The organism is Phytohabitans aurantiacus (genome assembly GCF_027923225.1).
GTDB classification, from domain to species: Bacteria; Actinomycetota; Actinomycetes; order Mycobacteriales; family Micromonosporaceae; genus Phytohabitans; species Phytohabitans aurantiacus.
Genome location: NZ_BSDI01000100.1, coordinates 1 through 15857 on the forward strand (window position 1 = coordinate 1; position 15857 = coordinate 15857).

15 protein-coding genes and 2 tRNA genes are annotated in these 15857 nt (G+C 67.7%); 12 read left to right on the top strand and 5 right to left on the bottom strand.

From position 1 onward, the window contains the following. From QMG73_RS45055 to QMG73_RS45075, 5 genes are all read left to right on the top strand, one after another. A partial coding sequence (locus QMG73_RS45055; RefSeq protein WP_281906191.1) for a family 43 glycosylhydrolase occupies positions 1–371 on the top strand: 371 nt, incomplete at its 5' end. 735 nt (positions 372–1106) lie between these two features. After that, a complete protein-coding gene (locus tag QMG73_RS45060) occupies positions 1107–2105 on the top strand; it encodes a pectate lyase family protein (RefSeq protein WP_281906193.1) in 999 nt (332 codons plus the stop codon). Positions 2106–2117: 12 nt separating this feature from the next. Further along, positions 2118–3680, top strand: a complete 1563-nt coding sequence (locus tag QMG73_RS45065; RefSeq protein ID WP_281906194.1) for a pectate lyase family protein — start codon at positions 2118–2120, stop codon at positions 3678–3680. 73 nt (positions 3681–3753) lie between these two features. After that, on the top strand, positions 3754–4530 hold the full coding sequence (locus QMG73_RS45070; protein ID WP_281906195.1) for a hypothetical protein: 777 nt from the start codon (positions 3754–3756) through the stop codon (positions 4528–4530). Continuing rightward, positions 4527–5087, top strand: a complete 561-nt coding sequence (locus QMG73_RS45075; RefSeq protein ID WP_281906196.1) for a flavoprotein — start codon at positions 4527–4529, stop codon at positions 5085–5087. The genes QMG73_RS45070 and QMG73_RS45075 overlap by 4 nt, the downstream gene beginning before the upstream one ends. Before the next feature lie 226 nt (positions 5088–5313). On the opposite strand, the gene QMG73_RS45080 is transcribed toward QMG73_RS45075, so the two are convergent. Further along, a tRNA-Gly gene (locus tag QMG73_RS45080) sits at positions 5314–5384 on the bottom strand. A gap of 130 nt (positions 5385–5514) precedes the next feature. Between QMG73_RS45080 and QMG73_RS45085 the strand changes: the two genes are divergently transcribed. Continuing rightward, positions 5515–5588: transfer RNA gene (locus QMG73_RS45085), tRNA-Pro, on the top strand. A 122-nt stretch (positions 5589–5710) separates the two neighbouring features. Here QMG73_RS45085 and QMG73_RS45090 read toward each other — a convergent pair. Then, complete coding sequence (locus tag QMG73_RS45090) at positions 5711–6214, bottom strand: hypothetical protein (RefSeq protein WP_281906197.1); 504 nt, start codon at positions 6212–6214, stop codon at positions 5711–5713. After that, complete coding sequence (locus QMG73_RS45095; protein WP_281906198.1) at positions 6214–7191, bottom strand: helix-turn-helix domain-containing protein; 978 nt, start codon at positions 7189–7191, stop codon at positions 6214–6216. The genes QMG73_RS45090 and QMG73_RS45095 overlap by 1 nt, the downstream gene beginning before the upstream one ends. 244 nt (positions 7192–7435) lie before the next feature. Here QMG73_RS45095 and tig point away from each other — a divergent pair, with 244 nt between their 5' ends. The 4 genes from tig (at position 7436) to clpX (ending at position 11720) form a co-directional block, all read left to right on the top strand. Beyond that, on the top strand, positions 7436–8794 hold the full coding sequence (tig, locus tag QMG73_RS45100; RefSeq protein WP_281906199.1) for a trigger factor: 1359 nt from the start codon (positions 7436–7438) through the stop codon (positions 8792–8794). Positions 8795–8895: 101 nt separating this feature from the next. Next, positions 8896–9540 (top strand): ClpP family protease, encoded by a 645-nt coding sequence (locus QMG73_RS45105; protein ID WP_281906200.1) that lies wholly within the window; start codon positions 8896–8898, stop codon positions 9538–9540. Positions 9541–9550: 10 nt separating this feature from the next. Next, on the top strand, positions 9551–10210 hold the full coding sequence (locus QMG73_RS45110; protein ID WP_281906202.1) for an ATP-dependent Clp protease proteolytic subunit: 660 nt from the start codon (positions 9551–9553) through the stop codon (positions 10208–10210). 214 nt (positions 10211–10424) lie between these two features. Next, a complete protein-coding gene (clpX, locus tag QMG73_RS45115) occupies positions 10425–11720 on the top strand; it encodes an ATP-dependent Clp protease ATP-binding subunit ClpX (RefSeq protein ID WP_281906203.1) in 1296 nt (431 codons plus the stop codon). Positions 11721–12081: 361 nt separating this feature from the next. Here clpX and QMG73_RS45120 read toward each other — a convergent pair whose 3' ends face one another. Then, positions 12082–12690 carry a helix-turn-helix domain-containing protein gene (locus QMG73_RS45120; protein WP_281906204.1) on the bottom strand — a complete coding sequence of 203 codons (609 nt, stop codon included), beginning with the start codon at positions 12688–12690 and terminating at the stop codon, positions 12082–12084. A gap of 26 nt (positions 12691–12716) precedes the next feature. Between QMG73_RS45120 and QMG73_RS45125 the strand changes: the two genes are divergently transcribed. Both QMG73_RS45125 and QMG73_RS45130 read left to right on the top strand, forming a co-directional pair. Continuing rightward, entirely contained in the window at positions 12717–13550 is an 834-nt protein-coding gene (locus QMG73_RS45125) for an EamA family transporter (RefSeq protein ID WP_281906205.1), read from the top strand. Between the two features lie 145 nt (positions 13551–13695). Further along, entirely contained in the window at positions 13696–14493 is a 798-nt protein-coding gene (locus QMG73_RS45130) for a carbon-nitrogen hydrolase family protein (RefSeq protein WP_281906206.1), read from the top strand. Positions 14494–15149: 656 nt separating this feature from the next. Here the strand turns inward: QMG73_RS45130 and QMG73_RS45135 are convergent. Beyond that, positions 15150–15356, bottom strand: a complete 207-nt coding sequence (locus QMG73_RS45135; protein WP_281906207.1) for a hypothetical protein — start codon at positions 15354–15356, stop codon at positions 15150–15152. Positions 15357–15857: the final 501 nt, after the last annotated feature.

The following is a 15857-nucleotide window of genomic DNA, read 5'->3' on the forward strand; positions in this document are numbered from 1 at the left end:
ATGGGCGCACGTTCATCGTGTACTCGGCTTCGCATTGTTCGACGCCGGATTACAAGTTGGGGATGTTGGAGTATGTGAGTGGGGATCCGTTGAATTCTGCGTCGTGGCGGAAGTTCCCGAATCCGGTGTTCCAGCGTTCGAACGCGAATGGTGTGTATGGTCCGGGGCATAACGGGTTCTTCAAGTCTCCGGATGGCACGGAGGACTGGATCGTGTATCACGCGAACTCGTCGGCGTCGGGTGGGTGTGACATGAACCGGTCGACGCGGGCGCAGAAGTTCACGTGGAACGCGGATGGCACGCCGAACTTCGGCACTCCGGTGTCGTTGGGCACCCAACTGGCCGTCCCATCGGGCGAACCGGCTTCCTGAGCACGCGGCTACGGTCCGCGGCGAAGCACCCGCTCCGCCGCGGCCCCGCGCCGCACGGGCGCCGCTTCGCGGGACCGCTTTGCGCGGCCCGTATGGGCGCCGCTCCGCGCGCGCCCGGCCCCCTTTCCGTCGATCAAGGGCGAATGCACGTGGTTGGATCGCATTTCCGCGTGCATTCGCCCTTGATCGATGCGATTGGCCTTGATCGCGTGCGCTCGCCCTGTGGCAGTCAAAGGAGCCGGCGCCGTCGGGATAAGCCAGACCGCTCTCCGGGCCCGCCGGTCATCGATTCATGCGGTCGTGGGGAGCTGGACCCGCGCCGGACTCGGCGGCGCGGATCAAGGTCGTCGTTTCGCAGCGCGGGTTGCGGTGCGAATGGGGCAATTCGGCTGGCTTGAGGGCTTGGCGGCGCCCGCCGGGCGCGGTGATCGGCCACGCAGCGGCCGCTACGCGCGACTCACGGCCTTGATCAAGGAGATGTGCATGGATCAAGGGCGATTGCACGTGGAAAAGAGATCCAACCACGTGCAATCGCCCTTGATCGACGGAAGAGGGCGCGGATCGTGCGACGGAGGCGCAGAGGGCGCGCGGAGGGCACGGGGAGGGCACGGTGAGGTCCGGCGGGCATTGATTGACTTCTGTTTAAGTGCCCGCTAGGCTGGGGAAAGCGCTTTCCAGCGTATCCGGGGGTCTGCCACCTCGACTGTGGACGCAGTTAGGAAGGGCAGGCCCCGCATGCTCAGAAGAAGTCTCGCTGCCGCCGTGCTGGTGACCGGTGCTCTGGTCGGCTGGCCCGACACCGCGCTCGCCGCCGACGGTCCGGTCGGCTTCGCCACCGTCAACGCGCTCGGCCAGAACGGCACTACCGGAGGCGCCGGCGGTCCCACCGTCACGGTGACGACAACCGCGCAGTTTCTGGACTACATCGCGCGTCCCGGCCCTTACGTTATCCAGGTCTCCGGCCGGATCACGCTGCCCACCGGCAACACCGACGGCATGCACAACGTGACCTCGGACAAGACGATTGTCGGCCTCGGAGCCACCGCCGCACTCGTCGGCGGCGGGCTGAACATCGGAGTGCCTGTCAATGATGATGTCACGACGCCACCCGCCAACGCCGTGCACAACATCATTATCCGCAACCTATCGATCACCGGTGCCACCGACGATCTCATCAACGTGCAGATGTTTTCGCACCACATCTGGATCGACCACAATGATCTGTCTAATGGAGACGATGGTGCGATCGACATCAAGCGAGGCTCAGACTACGTGACGGTGTCGTGGAACCGTTTCCACGATCACGACAAGACTACGCTCGTCGGCCACGATGACGACAACGGCGCCCAGGACAGTGGCCGCCTGCGCGTGACGTACCACCACAACTTCTTTGACACCTCGGACCAGCGCAACCCGCGCGTGCGGTTCTCGTCGCTGGTGCACGTCTTCAACAATTACTACTACGACAACAGCTACGGTATCGCGTCCACAAACGAGTCCGGGCTGTTCGTCGAAGGCAACTACTTCTACAGCGTCAACAACCCGGGCCGCGTCGACTTCAGCGGGCCGCTCGGCCGGATGGTGCAACGCGACAACATTCTCATCGCCTGCAACCACGCCATCGAAACCCGCGGCACCGTCACGGACCCGCGCACCTACTACGCCTACACCGCCGGACCCGCGTCCACTGTCCCGACCGTCGTACCCGCCGGTGCGGGCGTCGGGAAGATCTGAGGAGCCGCCACGATGACCAGTACACGCAAAGCTTTTGTCGCGGGCCTTGCGGCGGCGCTGACCGCCGCGCTCACGGCGGCGCTCGTCGGCTTCGCCGGCGGCGCCCAAGCCGCCACCATCTTCACGGACAACTTCGAAGACGGAGACAGCGCCGGCTGGACCGCCAGCGGCGGCACCTGGTCCGTCGCCGCCGATACCTCGCGGGTGCTGCGCCAGTCCGGCACGAGCAGCGACGCCCGGTCTCGCGCCGGGAGCGCGAGCTGGACTGATTACACAGTCAGCACTCGGGTACGTCCAACCGCGTTCAACGGCACCAACCGGTTCGTCGCGCTGGCGGCCCGTGCCCAGTCGGCGACGAGCTACTACTACGTGGCCCTGCGTTCAAACAACACCGTCGAGCTGAAGAAACTGGTCAACGGCTCAGCGACGACGCTGGCGTCGACCAGCGTGACGGTGTCGGCCGGCACCACGTACACGCTCTCCTTGCAGGTGTCCGGCTCGACGCTGCGCAGTACGGTCAATGGCGGTTCGACGCTGACCGCGACCGACACCGCATACGCCGCCGGCGGCATCGGCGTCGCGACGTACTACGCGTCGGCCGACTTCGACGACGTGACAGTGGAGACAACGGCCACCACACCCACCACGCCGCCCGCGACGACGACGCCTCCTCCCACCAGCGCCCCGCCGGTGCCCACCGGCGGACCAATCGGCTTCGCTGGTGTCAACGCGCTCGGTCTCAACGGCACCACCGGCGGTGCGGGCGGCCGCACAGTCACCGCGACCAACGCGACAGACTTCCTGGAGTACATCGACAGCACCGAGGCGCTGATCATCCGCGTGCAGGGGCAAATCAACATTACGAGCAAGCAGGGCGTCCGTCCAAACAAGACAATCATCGGCGTCGGGACCAGCGGGCACATCAATGGCGGCGGCCTAGATTTCTACCGGTCGTACAACGTGATCGTGCGGAACCTGCTCTTCACCAACGCCGAAGACGACGCCGTCAACGTGGGTCAGGAGTCGCACCACATCTGGATCGACCACAACACCTTCCGGGGCGCCGTCGACGGTTCGATCGACATCGTCCGGGGAGCCGACTACGTCACCGCGTCGTGGAACCACTTCGACCACTCCGACAAGAGCATGCTGATCAGCCACTCAGACGGTGCCTCATCGACGGATGTGGGGCACCTGAAGGTGACCATCCACCACAACTTCTTCGACAACAGCCGGCAGCGGCACCCGCGCATCCGTTTCGGCGAGCCGGTACACGTGTTCAACAACTACTTCCTGAACAACGAGCTGTACGGTGTCGCCTCCGTGCAGCAGGCCGGCGCGCTCGTCGAAAGCAACTACTTCGAAAACGTGCCGTTCCCGTGCTTCTCCGCGAGCGGGTACGCCGACAGCGGCCCCGGCCGGCTGGTGCACCGCAACAATGTCTTCGTCAATTCCGGTACCTGCGAGGCGGCGGGCACGGTCGCCGAGCCGCGCACCTACTACAACTACACCGCCGACAGCGCGTCCAGCGTGCCCTCCTCGGTACGCGCCGGCGCCGGCTACGGAAGGCTCTGACAGTACGACGTCTCGGCCGATCAAGGGCGAACGTTTACACGCTCGCCCTTGATCCACGCCGTATCCTGCCCCCGTGATTGCAGGGTTTCTCGCCTTCGCGGGTCGGCAGCGCCGAGCCATCCTGGCCGTCGGCGTGGTCCTGTCCGCTAGCTACCTACTCGTCCACGCTTGGGCGCCGTCGCTGGGGCGGCGCGCGTTTCCGGCGCTGGCGGCGATCTGCCTATCGCTGCTGGCGCTCGGCCTCGCCGCGACGATCCGGAGGCGCCCGGCGGCCTTTGTGATTCAACCCGGACTGCCGGCGTTCAGCGCCTCACCGCAACCGGCGTCCCTGATCATGGCGCTCGCGCTTCTCACCCTGGGTACCGCCATGACCGGCATTGCCATCCGATACGGGGAGCCGAACGCGTTCCTGGATCAGCTACTGGCATGGAGTCTGGCGGCTGCCACCCTCTTGCACGTCGTCCTCGTGTGGCGCGATCAAGGGGTGCAGCTCCGACCGGACGGCCTGTGGCAGCACGGCTTCACGGGCTGGCTCGTAATCCCGTGGGACGCCTCGCCGACAGTCCCGACCCTGCCGCCGTCTCCCGGCGCCATCAGCGTGCGGCTGAGGTTCGGCCGGCCCGACCTGGTGCGCCGGCACGGCCTGCCCGTGTATCGGCGCTCACTGCGTACCCAAGACGTCGACCCCGGATTCATCACCGCGGCCATCCGTTACTACGTCGCCCACCCCGAGCACCGTCCGGCGATCGGAACACGCGCGGAGTATGAGCGACTCATGCCGCAGCTCACCTCCGCCGAGGATGGCTGCGGGCTACCGACGGCTAGCCGGTGCGGCACAGTGGAGCGGTGACGGAACAGCCGCCTGCTCAATTCCTGACCATTGTCGTGTGCGCCGCCGGCCCGGCCGGTGAGGCTTACCGGCTGGTCGAGCTGGCACTGGAGCGAGGCTGGAAGGTGGATGTGGTCGCCACGCCGGCCGCGTTGCCGTTCCTCGACGCGCCCAAGCTGGAAGCCGTGACCGGCCGTCCGGTGCGTAGTGAGCATCGGAAGCCGACCGAGGATCGGGGCCGTTCGCCGTCGGATGCTGACGCGTTCGTGGTCGCGCCGGCGACGTTCAACACGGTGTGCAAGCTGGCGCTGGGCGTGGGTGATACGTACGCGCTGAGCATTCTGGGTGAGGCGATCGGGCGGGGCGTTCCGGTCGTGGTCCTGCCGTTCGTGAACTCCGCGCTGGCGGGGCGGAAGCCGTTCGTGGAGGCGGTGGAGTCGTTGCGGACGGAGGGTGTGCGGGTCCTGTTCGGACCGGGTGAGTGGCTGCCGCATCCACCAGCGACCGGGGACGGCCGGATCGCATCGTTTCCCTGGGGCGCCGCGCTCGATGCGGCCGGTGTCCGCCTGCCTGGCTGATCAAGAGCGTGCGGATGGCGGCGGACCGGAAACAGATTCCGCTCACGTCGGCTGAGCCGGTATGGGGTTGGGGCTTGCGCCGCGGAGGGTGAGGCCGCGGGAGCAGCGGTCGGGACCGCGGCGGACGTCGCGGTAGCCCATGTCTGTCTCGCGAAAAAGATCATCTAGGGCAAAACGGCGGCCCAGGTCGGACGGGAGGGCCGCTGACCTGGGCCGGAGCGAGAAGAGCGGGCGACGAGAATCGAACTCGCACCGTCAGTTTGGAAGACTGAAGCTCTGCCATTGAGCTACGCCCGCGTGCGCCCCGACCATCCGGGGTGCGGTCCCTAGCGTACTGGGTGCCCGACCGTCTTCGCGTCCCGGTATGCCCCCACACGCCGGCCGGGCAACGGCGGGTGGGAGGGACGGCATACACTGCTCACGGCTACGGGGTGTGGCGCAGCTTGGTAGCGCACTCGCTTTGGGAGCGAGGGGCCGTGGGTTCAAATCCCGCCACCCCGACACTAGTCAGGCGCCCTTCACATCGTGAAGGGCGCCTGATCGTCTAGAAGATCTATATATGCCGGGCTACCGCGATGCCCGCCGTGCTCCATGCCGCTGCTCCCGCAGCCTCACCCTCCGCGCTACACGCAGGTGCCGCAGAAATGGTCGCGCACCGGGTCGTCCAGCGGGCGGGTCGTCAAGAGATCATCAGTGGGGATCGGCGTGATCTGTGGGAGCTCCGACTCGTCGGCGGGGTCCACGCGCACGCAGGCTATCCGGCCGGTTGGGCGGGGTGAGTAGACCAGGCAGACGGCGCGGAGCGGCTCGCTCAGCTGAGCGGCGTCGAAGGAACGTGTGAATTCCGTCGGCGCGGTCAGCCCGCCGGTGTAGGGCAGGAGCTCTCCCGTTCCGGCCGCCTTCTCGCCGTAATAGGCGACCGCGAACCGGGTGGGGAGGTCGATGGCCGTCGGGCATGGCTGGATCCAGCCGGACACGGTGACGGTTCCACCGGGGGTGTACTTGGCGGTCATCGCGCCGGTCGCGCATCTCACCGTGATCCACGGGGCCGTCGCGGCCGCCGCCGCACCGGGGAACGCGGCCGCCGTGAGCGCGGCCACCGCGGCGAACAACAGGCGGGCTCGCATCACGCCTCCTCGCCTGCCGGCGCCGGGCCTGTCGACGTTACGACGCCGAGCGAACCTATCGCGAGGCCCAGTTGGAAGCGGTTGTCGACGCCCAGCCGATCCATGAGATAACGCAGCGTGTTCGATACGGTCCGGCGGCTGATTCGCATCGTGTCGGCGGCGCCCGCGTCCGTGTACCCCTGAGCCAGCAGGCCGAGAAGCGTGCGTTCGCGTGCGGTGAGCGAGATTCGCGGCATGGGTTGCTCCTGGCGGGTTTCGGCGGCCTCCCAGCGCCGTTCGAACAGGGCGACGAACGCGGACACGACAGCCTCCTGGGTGATCTCCAGGTAGCCGCGGTCGAGGTCGTCGGGGCTTACCGGGAGGAAGGCGATCCGGCGGTCCATGACGATCAACTTCACCGGTACCTCGGGGGCCTCGCGGTAGTCCGGGGTGAGGTCCTCGGCCTGGCGGCCGTAGGCGGCCAGTGGATCTCCGCCGTCCGCTGGCTGGGCACCCAGGACCCGCATTCGCACGCCCCGGGTCAGCAGCGCGCGGTCCATCGGCACCGCCGGGCGGGCCGATTCGGCGTCGTACGCGCGTTCGGGCTGCATCGCCAGGTGCTCGTGCCGGACGGCGCCGACCAGCTCGGCCAGCCGCGCACGGGTCAGGGCCCGGCTGGGGAGGTGCCGCACGCCGTCGTCGAGAGGTACCGGTTGGGGCAGGGCGTCGCGGATGGGCGCCGAGTGTCGGGAGCGCCGCTGTCTTCGCAGCGAGGAGATCAAGCCGTCGGGCTCCACGGGCGCCCAGTGGGTGGGTCGCCGGTCGACAGCACCAGCGGCGTGCAGTTCGTCCAGGCCCCGGGCGACCCGGTGCCGCGAGAGGCCCAGCCCGCGCTCCAACTGCCTGGACGTCTGAGACCCGAACATCAACATGCAGCGGTACATGAGATCCGCGTCCACCGAGAGGCCCCAGACCGACAACGAAGGTGCATCACGCAAACCAGCCCTCCCCATGACGCGCAGCGAACCACGAAGCGGGTCCACCTCCCGGCGCGGTTACCCTTCCGTGATCTCAGGGTGCGCAATTGCGCAAACCGCGTGCCGCGGGCCCGTCGCGTGGTCGACGCGTTTGCGCAGGTCGCCGCGTTCCCGTGACCAGGTGTGAGCGTGGCCGGCCGGCTATGGTTGACTCCCAATGGCCCCGTGCGTTCAAAAGCCATGTGATCCATCGAGGAGTACGCCTGTGAAGAGCACCGTCGAGACCTTGAGCCCGACCCGGGTGCGGCTCGCCATCGAGGTGCCGTTCGTCGAGCTTGAGCCGAGCGTCAAGAAGGCGTACCGGGACATCGCCGCCCAGGTTCAGGTGCCGGGCTTCCGTAAGGGCAAGGTGCCGGCCGCCGTCATCGACGCGCGTGTCGGCCGCGCCGCCGTGCTGAACGAGGCGGCCCAGGAAGCCATCCCGGCGCAGATCCTCGCCGCGGTCCGCGAGCACGACGTCAAGATGCTCGGCCGTCCGGAGCTGGAGACGTTCCCCGAGCTCAAAGACGGTGAGCCGCTGGTCTTCACCGCCGAGATCGACGTACGGCCCGAGATCACGCTGCCCGACCTGTCCGCGATCGAGATCACGGTCGACGAGCTCCAGATCGGTGACGGCGAGGTCGACGAGCAGATCAGTGGCCTGCGCGAGCGCTTCGCCACCCTGAAGACCGCCGAGCGGGCCGCCCAGGTCGGTGACTACGTCCAGGTCGACCTGGCCGCGACCGTCGACGGCGAAGAGGTGCCGGGTGGCTCGGCCACCAACATCTCGCACGAGGTGGGCAGCAAGCAGCTCCTGCCGGGCCTCGACGACGTGCTGGTGGGCATGTCCGCCAACGACTCGGCTACCTTCGTCACGCAGCTGGTGGGCGGCGACTTCGCCGGGCGCGACGCCGACGTGTCGGTGACCGTGCGCACGGTCAAGGAGAAGCAGCTCCCCGAGCTCAACGACGAGTTCGCCCAGATGGCGAGCGAGTTCGACACGCTCGACGAGCTGCGCGAAGACCTCAAGGCCCGGATCACCCGGGTGAAGAAGGTCGAGCAGCTCTACGCCGCCCGTGACAAGGCGCTCGCCGAGCTGGTCAAGGCCGCCGACGTGCCGGCGCCGGAGGGCGTCGTCAAGGAAGAGGTCGAGCACCGCAAGCAGGCGATGGTCGACCAGCTCGAGCGGATCGGCGCCTCCCTGGAGGAGTACCTGGCCGCCGAGGAGAAGACCGAGGAGCAGGTCGACGAGGAGCTGACCGAGGCGGCCACCGAAGGCGTCCGGATCCAGCTGCTGCTCGACTCGCTGGCCGACGCCGAAGACGTGCAGGTCAGCGACGACGAGTTCGGCCACGAGATCGTCCACCGGGCGCAGCGGGCCGGCGTGCAGCCGCAGCAGTACTACGACCAGCTCGTCCGGTCCGGCACCGCGGGTGCCGTCTTCGGCGACGTCCGCCGGGGCAAGGCGCTCGCCGTGGTCATGGAGCGCGTCAAGATCCGCGACGAGGCCGGCAACGAGCTCAGCCTCGACGAGCTCCGCGGCGACGGCGCGGAGGGCGCCGGCGAGCACGACCACGACCACTGATCGGGTACGCCGTCCGCGTGCGCTGACAGCGAACGCGGAAGCCGAGCCTGCCAGCAGTGGTTAAGGTCGGTCGTACGGAGACATATTGCGAAGGGCTTGCCATGACCGATCTGCACATCCCAGCGACGTCGATCCGGGCCGTTGACGCCCGGGGCGGCGACGCGCTCAGTGGCAACCTGGACGACACGGTCTACAACCGGTTGCTCAAGGAGCGCATCATCTTCCTGGGCAGCGAGGTCACCGACCAGGTCGCCAACCGCATCTGCGCGCAGCTGCTGCTGCTCGCGGCGGAAGACCCCGAGAGTGACATCAACCTCTACATCAACTCGCCGGGCGGCTCGGTGTACTCGGGCATGGCGATCTACGACACGATGCAGTACGTCACCAACGACGTGGCGACGATCGCGATGGGCATGGCGGCCTCGATGGGCCAGCTCCTGCTCTGCGCCGGCACCCGTGGCAAGCGGTACGCCCTGCCGCACGCGCGGATCATGATGCACCAGCCGTCGGGTGGCATGGGCGGCACGGCATCCGACATCGCCATCCAGGCCGAGCAGATGCTGTACACGAAGCGGATGTTCCAGGAGCGTGTGGCGCACCACACCGGGCAGTCGCAGCCGCAGATCGAGGCCGACTCCGACCGTGACCGCTGGTTCACGGCGCAGGAGGCCAAGGACTACGGCTTCATCGACCACGTGATCACCGGAGCGGCCCAGGTTCCGACCGGCGCCGGCACTTTGAGCTGAGGAAGGCACGATGACTGAGCTACAGGTTCCGGCTGGCCTCCAGGTCTACAACCGGTACATCATTCCGTCGTTCGTCGAGCGCACGTCGTACGGGGTCAAGGAGTCCAACCCGTACAACAAGATGTTCGAGGACCGGATCATCTTCCTCGGCGTGCAGATCGACGACGCGTCCGCCAACGACGTGATGGCGCAGCTGCTGACGCTCGAGGGCACCGACCCGGACCGCGACATCACCATGTACATCAACTCGCCCGGTGGCTCGTTCACGGCCATGACGGCGATCTACGACACGATGCAGTACGTCCGGCCCGACATCGTCACGGTGTGCCTGGGCCAGGCCGCCAGCGCCGCGTCGGTGCTGCTCGCCGCCGGTACGCCCGGCAAGCGGATGGCGTTGCCACACTCCCGCGTGATCATGCACCAGCCGGCCACTGAGGGCGGCTACGGCCAGGGCTCGGACATCGAGATCCAGGCTCGCGAGATCATGCGGATGCGCAACCAGCTCGAAGAGCTGTACGCGCGCCACACCGGCCAGCCCGTCGAAAAGGTTCGCAAGGACATCGACCGCGATAAGATCCTTACGGCCGCTGAGGCGAAGGACTACGGCGTGGTCGACACCGTCCTGGCCAGCCGAAAGAAGGGGCTCGTCGGCGCTGGCGCCGGCAGCTGACCGCTTGGGCGTCAGGGGCCAGCTCGAAGGCAGTACACTGGCTGGCTCCTGACACACCCATTTTGGGGGTCGGAGAAACCTCCGGCACCGGGTAACGTCGAGGTGCACAGATCGTCCGGCGACATCGCCGGTGGCAAGATCGCAAGATCAATGGGCATGACCGTCCTCAGGCCAGGGGCCGGCTCACCGGCCGATGAGCGCTAGGAGAACGTAGGTGGCACGGATCGGTGACGGTGGCGACCTACTCAAATGCTCTTTCTGCGGTAAGTCGCAGAAGCAGGTCAAGAAGCTCATCGCGGGCCCAGGCGTTTATATCTGCGACGAGTGCATCGACCTCTGTAACGAGATCATCGAGGAAGAGCTGGCCGAGTCCGGCGAGGTGAAGTGGGAAGAGCTTCCCAAGCCGATGGAGATCTGCCAGTTCCTCGACCAGTACGTGGTGGGGCAGGACCAGGCCAAGAAGGCGCTAGCCGTGGCGGTCTACAACCACTACAAGCGCATCCAGGCCGAGGCGGCTGGCGCGCCGGGCAACGGTGGCGAGACCGTCGAGCTGGCGAAGTCCAACATCCTGCTCATCGGTCCCACGGGTTGCGGCAAGACCCACCTGGCGCAAACGCTCGCCCGCATGCTCAACGTGCCGTTCGCGATCGCTGACGCCACGGCGCTCACCGAGGCGGGCTACGTCGGCGAGGATGTCGAAAACATCCTGCTCAAACTGATCCAGGCCGCTGACTACGACATCAAGCGCGCCGAGACGGGCATCATCTACATCGACGAGGTCGACAAGATCGCCCGCAAGTCGGAAAACCCGTCGATCACGCGCGACGTCTCCGGCGAGGGCGTTCAGCAGGCCCTGCTCAAGATCCTTGAGGGTACGGTGGCCAACGTGCCGCCGCAGGGCGGGCGCAAGCACCCCCACCAGGAGTTCATCCAGATCGACACCACCAACGTGCTGTTCATCTGCGGTGGCGCGTTCGCTGGGCTCGACCAGATCATCGAGTCCCGCACCGGGCGGGGTGGCCTAGGCTTCGGCGCCCACCTGCGGGCGGTGTCCGAGCGGTCGACCGACGACATCTTCAGCCAGGTCATGCCGGAAGACATGCTCAAGTTCGGGCTGATCCCGGAGTTCATCGGCCGGCTTCCCGTGATCACCACGGTGCGCAACCTCGACCGTGAGGCGCTCATCAAGATCCTCACCGAGCCGCGCAACGCGTACGTGAAGCAGTACCAGCGGCTGTTCGAGCTCGACGGGGTGGAGCTGGAGTTCGACATCTCCTCCCTGGAGGCGATCGCCGACCAGGCGATGTTGCGGGGCACCGGGGCACGTGGTCTGCGCGCCATCATGGAAGAGGTCCTGCTCTCCGTGATGTACGAGGTGCCGAGCAACCCCGACGCCGCCCGTGTACTGATCACCCGCGAGGTCGTCCTCGAAAACGTGTACCCGACGATCGTGCCGCGCGAGTTCACCGGCCGCCGTCGTCGCGAACACCGCGAGGAAAAAACCGCCTAGCTCTCGCTCTTCCGCTCCTTGCTCCCGCGCCCCGCACTCTCCGCGTTTCCGGCTCTCCGCGTTTCCGGCTCTCCGCGTCGATCAAGGGCGAATGCACGTGGTTGGATCTCTTTTCCGCGTGCGTTTGCCCTTGATCCATGCGATCTTCCTTGATCGGCGGCGGGGTTCGCTCTCGGTGGTCGTCCTGCGGCCCGTCGGCGGTGGGCTCCGTCCACCGTGCTCTGCGGCGGTGGTCGGCCCTGTGGTGGGCTTTGCTCTCGCCGGTGGCCCGCCCTGCGGCGGGCTTTGTCTCCGGCGTCGGCCGGCCTCGCGACCCGTGCCCGCCGGCGCGAGCCTCCGGTGATCCACGTCGATACAGGCCCTAGCCTTGCCGGCGGTCCCATTCGCCGGGGGGCATCACGACGACCATGACGATCCGCGCTGGGGCGGTGCCCTCGTTTCGGTAACCGTGCGGTCGGTCGGCGAGCAGGTCGATCGTCTGTCCGGTGCGGACCAGGTGGTCGACGCCGTCCACGGTCGTGATCAGCTCGCCTTCGAGCACATGCAGCAGCTCCCGTGTGCCGGGCGCGTGCTCAGCCGAGGTGTGTCGGTCACCGGGCGCGAAGATCCACTCCCACAGCTCCGTGAAGCTCGGCGAGTTGAGCCCGCGCAAAAGTCGACCGAACCCGCCGGCGTCGCCCCGCCATAGCCGCGGCGCGTCGCCGGCTGACGAGATGTGGACCGTGCGGTCCTCGGACGGCTCGAGCAGCCGGGCCACCGTCACGCCGAACGCGTCCGCGATTCGTGCCAGCGTGCCGACACTCGGGTTGGTGCGGGCGCCCTCGATCTGCACGACCATGCCCTTGCTCACGCCCGACCGCCCGGCCAGTTCGTCGAGCGACCAGCCCCGGGAGGTACGCAGTGCACGCACATGCCCGGCTACGGCCGCGGTGAGTGCCGCCACATTGTCGGTCAATAGAGTGTCCTTCACGGTCAACATTATGGTACGACTTCAGAGTGATCCCCATTGTCCTCGCCGCCGTGTCCGCCCTGGTCTGGGGCACCGCCGACTTTTCGGGTGGTAAGGCGTCACAGCGCGCCGAGCCGCTGGTGGTCACTGTCGCTTCGCAGCTCTTCTGCCTGCCGGCGCTCGTCGCGTGCCTGCTGATCGTGCCCGGCACCCCGCGGGTCGCGGACATCGCGTGGGGCGTCGGCGCCGGCGTCGCCGGCTTCGGCGGCATCGTGCTGCTCTACCGGGCGCTCGCAAGCGGCGCCATGGCCGTGGTCGCTCCGGCAACGGCGGTGACGGCAGCGGTGGTACCAATCGTGGCCGGGCTGTTCACCGACCATACCCCCGGCACTCTCGCCCTCAGCGGAGCCGGACTGGCCGTCGTAGCCATCGCGCTCGTCAGCCTTGGCCCAGGTGGCGACCGCCGCGCGGTGACCCCGCGGCTGATCGGCATCTCCTTGCTCGCGGGTCTGCTCTTCGGGCTCTTCTTCGCGCTACTCGGCCAGTCGACGGAAGAAGCGGGCATGTGGCCGCTCGCCGCCGGCCGGATCAGCTCGATCGCCATCGGGCTTCTGCTGCTCGCCCGCGCGAGAACGTCGCTGCGACTGCCCCGCGCGGTCCTGCCCTGGGCCGTCGTGGCCGGCACGCTCGACATCGTCGCAAACGCGCTATACCTGGCGGCCGCTGTCCGCGGACACCTCAGCATCGTCGCCGCGATCGCCGCCCTCTATCCGGCCAGTACGGTGCTGCTCGCGCTCGCCGTCGACCGTGAGCGCCTACGCCTGCTGCAGATCGCGGGACTGGGGCTCGCGGCGACCGCACTCGTCCTGACAACGACCTAGCAACAGGCGGCCGATCGGTGTGCGCGCCCTTGCCTGGGCGGCGGCCTTGGGGGCGTGTGCGATCTTGCCAGCGCGGCGGTGGCCTTGCCAGCGGCGAGCCGTCGAGCGTAGGCGAGGCTGGCGGTAGAGCCGTAGGCTGGCGGGCATGCGCGTAGCCGTGTGCCAGCTCAACACCCGCGACAATCGCGCCACCAACCTGGTGACAGCTGGTGAGCTGCTCAAGCAGGCCGCCGCAGCCGGTGCCGATCTTGCAGTCCTGCCCGAGTATGTCGACTACCTCGGGCCGGCGGCCGGCGTGCCGAAACCGGAGCCCGTCGACGGCGAGTTTGCCGCGTTCTTCGCGACGGCGGCGCGCACTCTGGGCATGTGGGTGCTGGCCGGCTCGTTCCACGAAGCCGGCCCCGACGCCGAACGCACCTACAACACATCGCTGGTCTTCGATCGTGACGGTGAGCTCGCAGCCACATATCGGAAGATCCACCTGTACGACGTGGAGATCCCCGGACGGGTCTCCTACCAGGAGTCCAAGACCGTCGCGCCCGGCACGGAGCCGGTCGTGGTGGAGATCGATGGGGCCCGGGTGGGCCTGTCGATCTGCTACGACCTGCGGTTTCCTGAGCTCTACCGGCGATTGGCGGTCGAGGGTCGTGCTGAGGTCCTGGTCGTGCCCGCCGCGTTCATGATGCACACCGGTCGCGACCACTGGGAGGTGCTGCTGCGGGCGAGGGCGATCGAAAACCAGTGCTACGTGGTGGCCGCCGGCCAGATCGGCGACCACGACCCTGGGCGTACCTGTTTCGGTCGCAGCATGGTCATCGACCCGTGGGGCACGGTGCTCGCCCAAGCCCCCGACACGACGGGTGTGGTGGTGGCCGACATCGACCTCGACCGCCTGGCCACGATCCGCCAAGAACTCCCCAGCCTGGCCAACCGCCGCCTCTAACCGCGCCGACCGGCAGGCCGTGCGCCGCCGGCCCGGGACTCGTCCGCTTCGCGTGTGGCGCCAGCGCCCTCGTCCGCCGATCAAGGGCGAACGCACGCGTGTTGATCCCCGATCCCGGCGCCGGCGCCACGCGGCGAGCGTGGCACGGCGTGTCGCCGCGCCGCCCGCGCCGATCAAGGGCGAATGCACGTGGTTGGATCTCCGATCCACGGGCGAGCGCCGCGCGGCGAGCGTGGCACGGCGTGTCGCCGCGCCGCCCGCGCCGATCAAGGGCGAACGCACGTGGTTGGATCGCTTTCCGCGTGCGTTTGCCCTTGATCCATGCGATTGCCCTTGATCGCAGCGGGCGACCGCGCGGTCCTGGGCGTCGTAGGCCAGCGCGAGACGGTGACACCGAGCGCCCCGGTGTGGCGAGCATCAACTACCGCGGCTTCGCCGACGCGGTCGAATGCCGGCGCTCCTGCGCTGCCGGCGCTGCTCGCGGTACCGCGAGCAGCGCGGTACCGCGCTGCCATCACCCGCCCCTCGATGGGGCGACGGTGGGGGGCAGTGATGGCGCGGACAGCAACTCTCGACAGTCGGCACCGCGGTGGCAGGCGCCGCGCTGAGACGAACAACGGCATCAGCGCCGTCTCGATACCCGCACGGCAGGAGGTCTAGCTGAGCAGGGTGCCGATCACGGCAAGGCCGATCACCACGCCGCCGCTGATCAGCATCCCGGTCATCATCCTCGACCGGCCGCGCTGGGCGAGCCGCCTCACCGACAGCACGAGGGTCACCACGACGAAGGCCGCGATGACGAGCTGCCAGAAGGGGAAGAGCATGCCCAGGAGCGCGTCTTCGGCGAGATACCGGGGGTCCACGCTTTGCACCCTACGGCGCCAGCGAGGCAATCGACCTACGCTGATTTGCGTTCCTGGCGGCGGCCGCGTAACTTTCTCTCTGCGCACGGGGTACGGACACTTCGCCCAACACGGGCAGAGCGGCCAGAACTAGCGCAAACGGGCGGTGCGGAAGCCGATTTGGCAAAGCGAAGCCGACCGGGTAAAGTAGTCAAGCCGGCAGGGAGCCGGGCGAGCATGCGGCGAAAGCCGCGGCGGCCGGTCTGCTGGTTCCCCCTTCGAAACGTTGATCGAGTGATCGGTCTGTGCGTGCGCGGAGGGACGTTCGGATGAAGTGAAGTTAGGCCAAAGATACGGCTTGACAAACCAAGTCCGGCAGGTAAGATAGAGCAGTTGCCCCAAGGGCGGGCCCCGGAGTTCCGGGGTCGGTGGTTTGGTGTGTGTTTGTTCTTTGAGAACTCAACAGGGTGCTTTGAAAGCCAGTGCCAATGTTTGTGTGTAACCTTTGGCAAATTTTTTGTC

Bases quoted from the DNA above. Each gene is read 5' to 3' on its own strand.
- QMG73_RS45060 (WP_281906193.1), top strand. From the start codon at position 1,107: ATGCTCAGAAGAAGTCTCGCTGCCGCCGTGCTGGTGACCGGTGCTCTG.
- QMG73_RS45130 (WP_281906206.1), top strand. From the start codon at position 13,696: ATGCGCGTAGCCGTGTGCCAGCTCAACACCCGCGACAATCGCGCCACC.
- QMG73_RS45110 (WP_281906202.1), top strand. From the start codon at position 9,551: ATGACTGAGCTACAGGTTCCGGCTGGCCTCCAGGTCTACAACCGGTAC.
- QMG73_RS45105 (WP_281906200.1), top strand. From the start codon at position 8,896: ATGACCGATCTGCACATCCCAGCGACGTCGATCCGGGCCGTTGACGCC.
- QMG73_RS45065 (WP_281906194.1), top strand. From the start codon at position 2,118: ATGACCAGTACACGCAAAGCTTTTGTCGCGGGCCTTGCGGCGGCGCTG.
- QMG73_RS45090 (WP_281906197.1), bottom strand. From the start codon at position 6,214: ATGCGAGCCCGCCTGTTGTTCGCCGCGGTGGCCGCGCTCACGGCGGCC.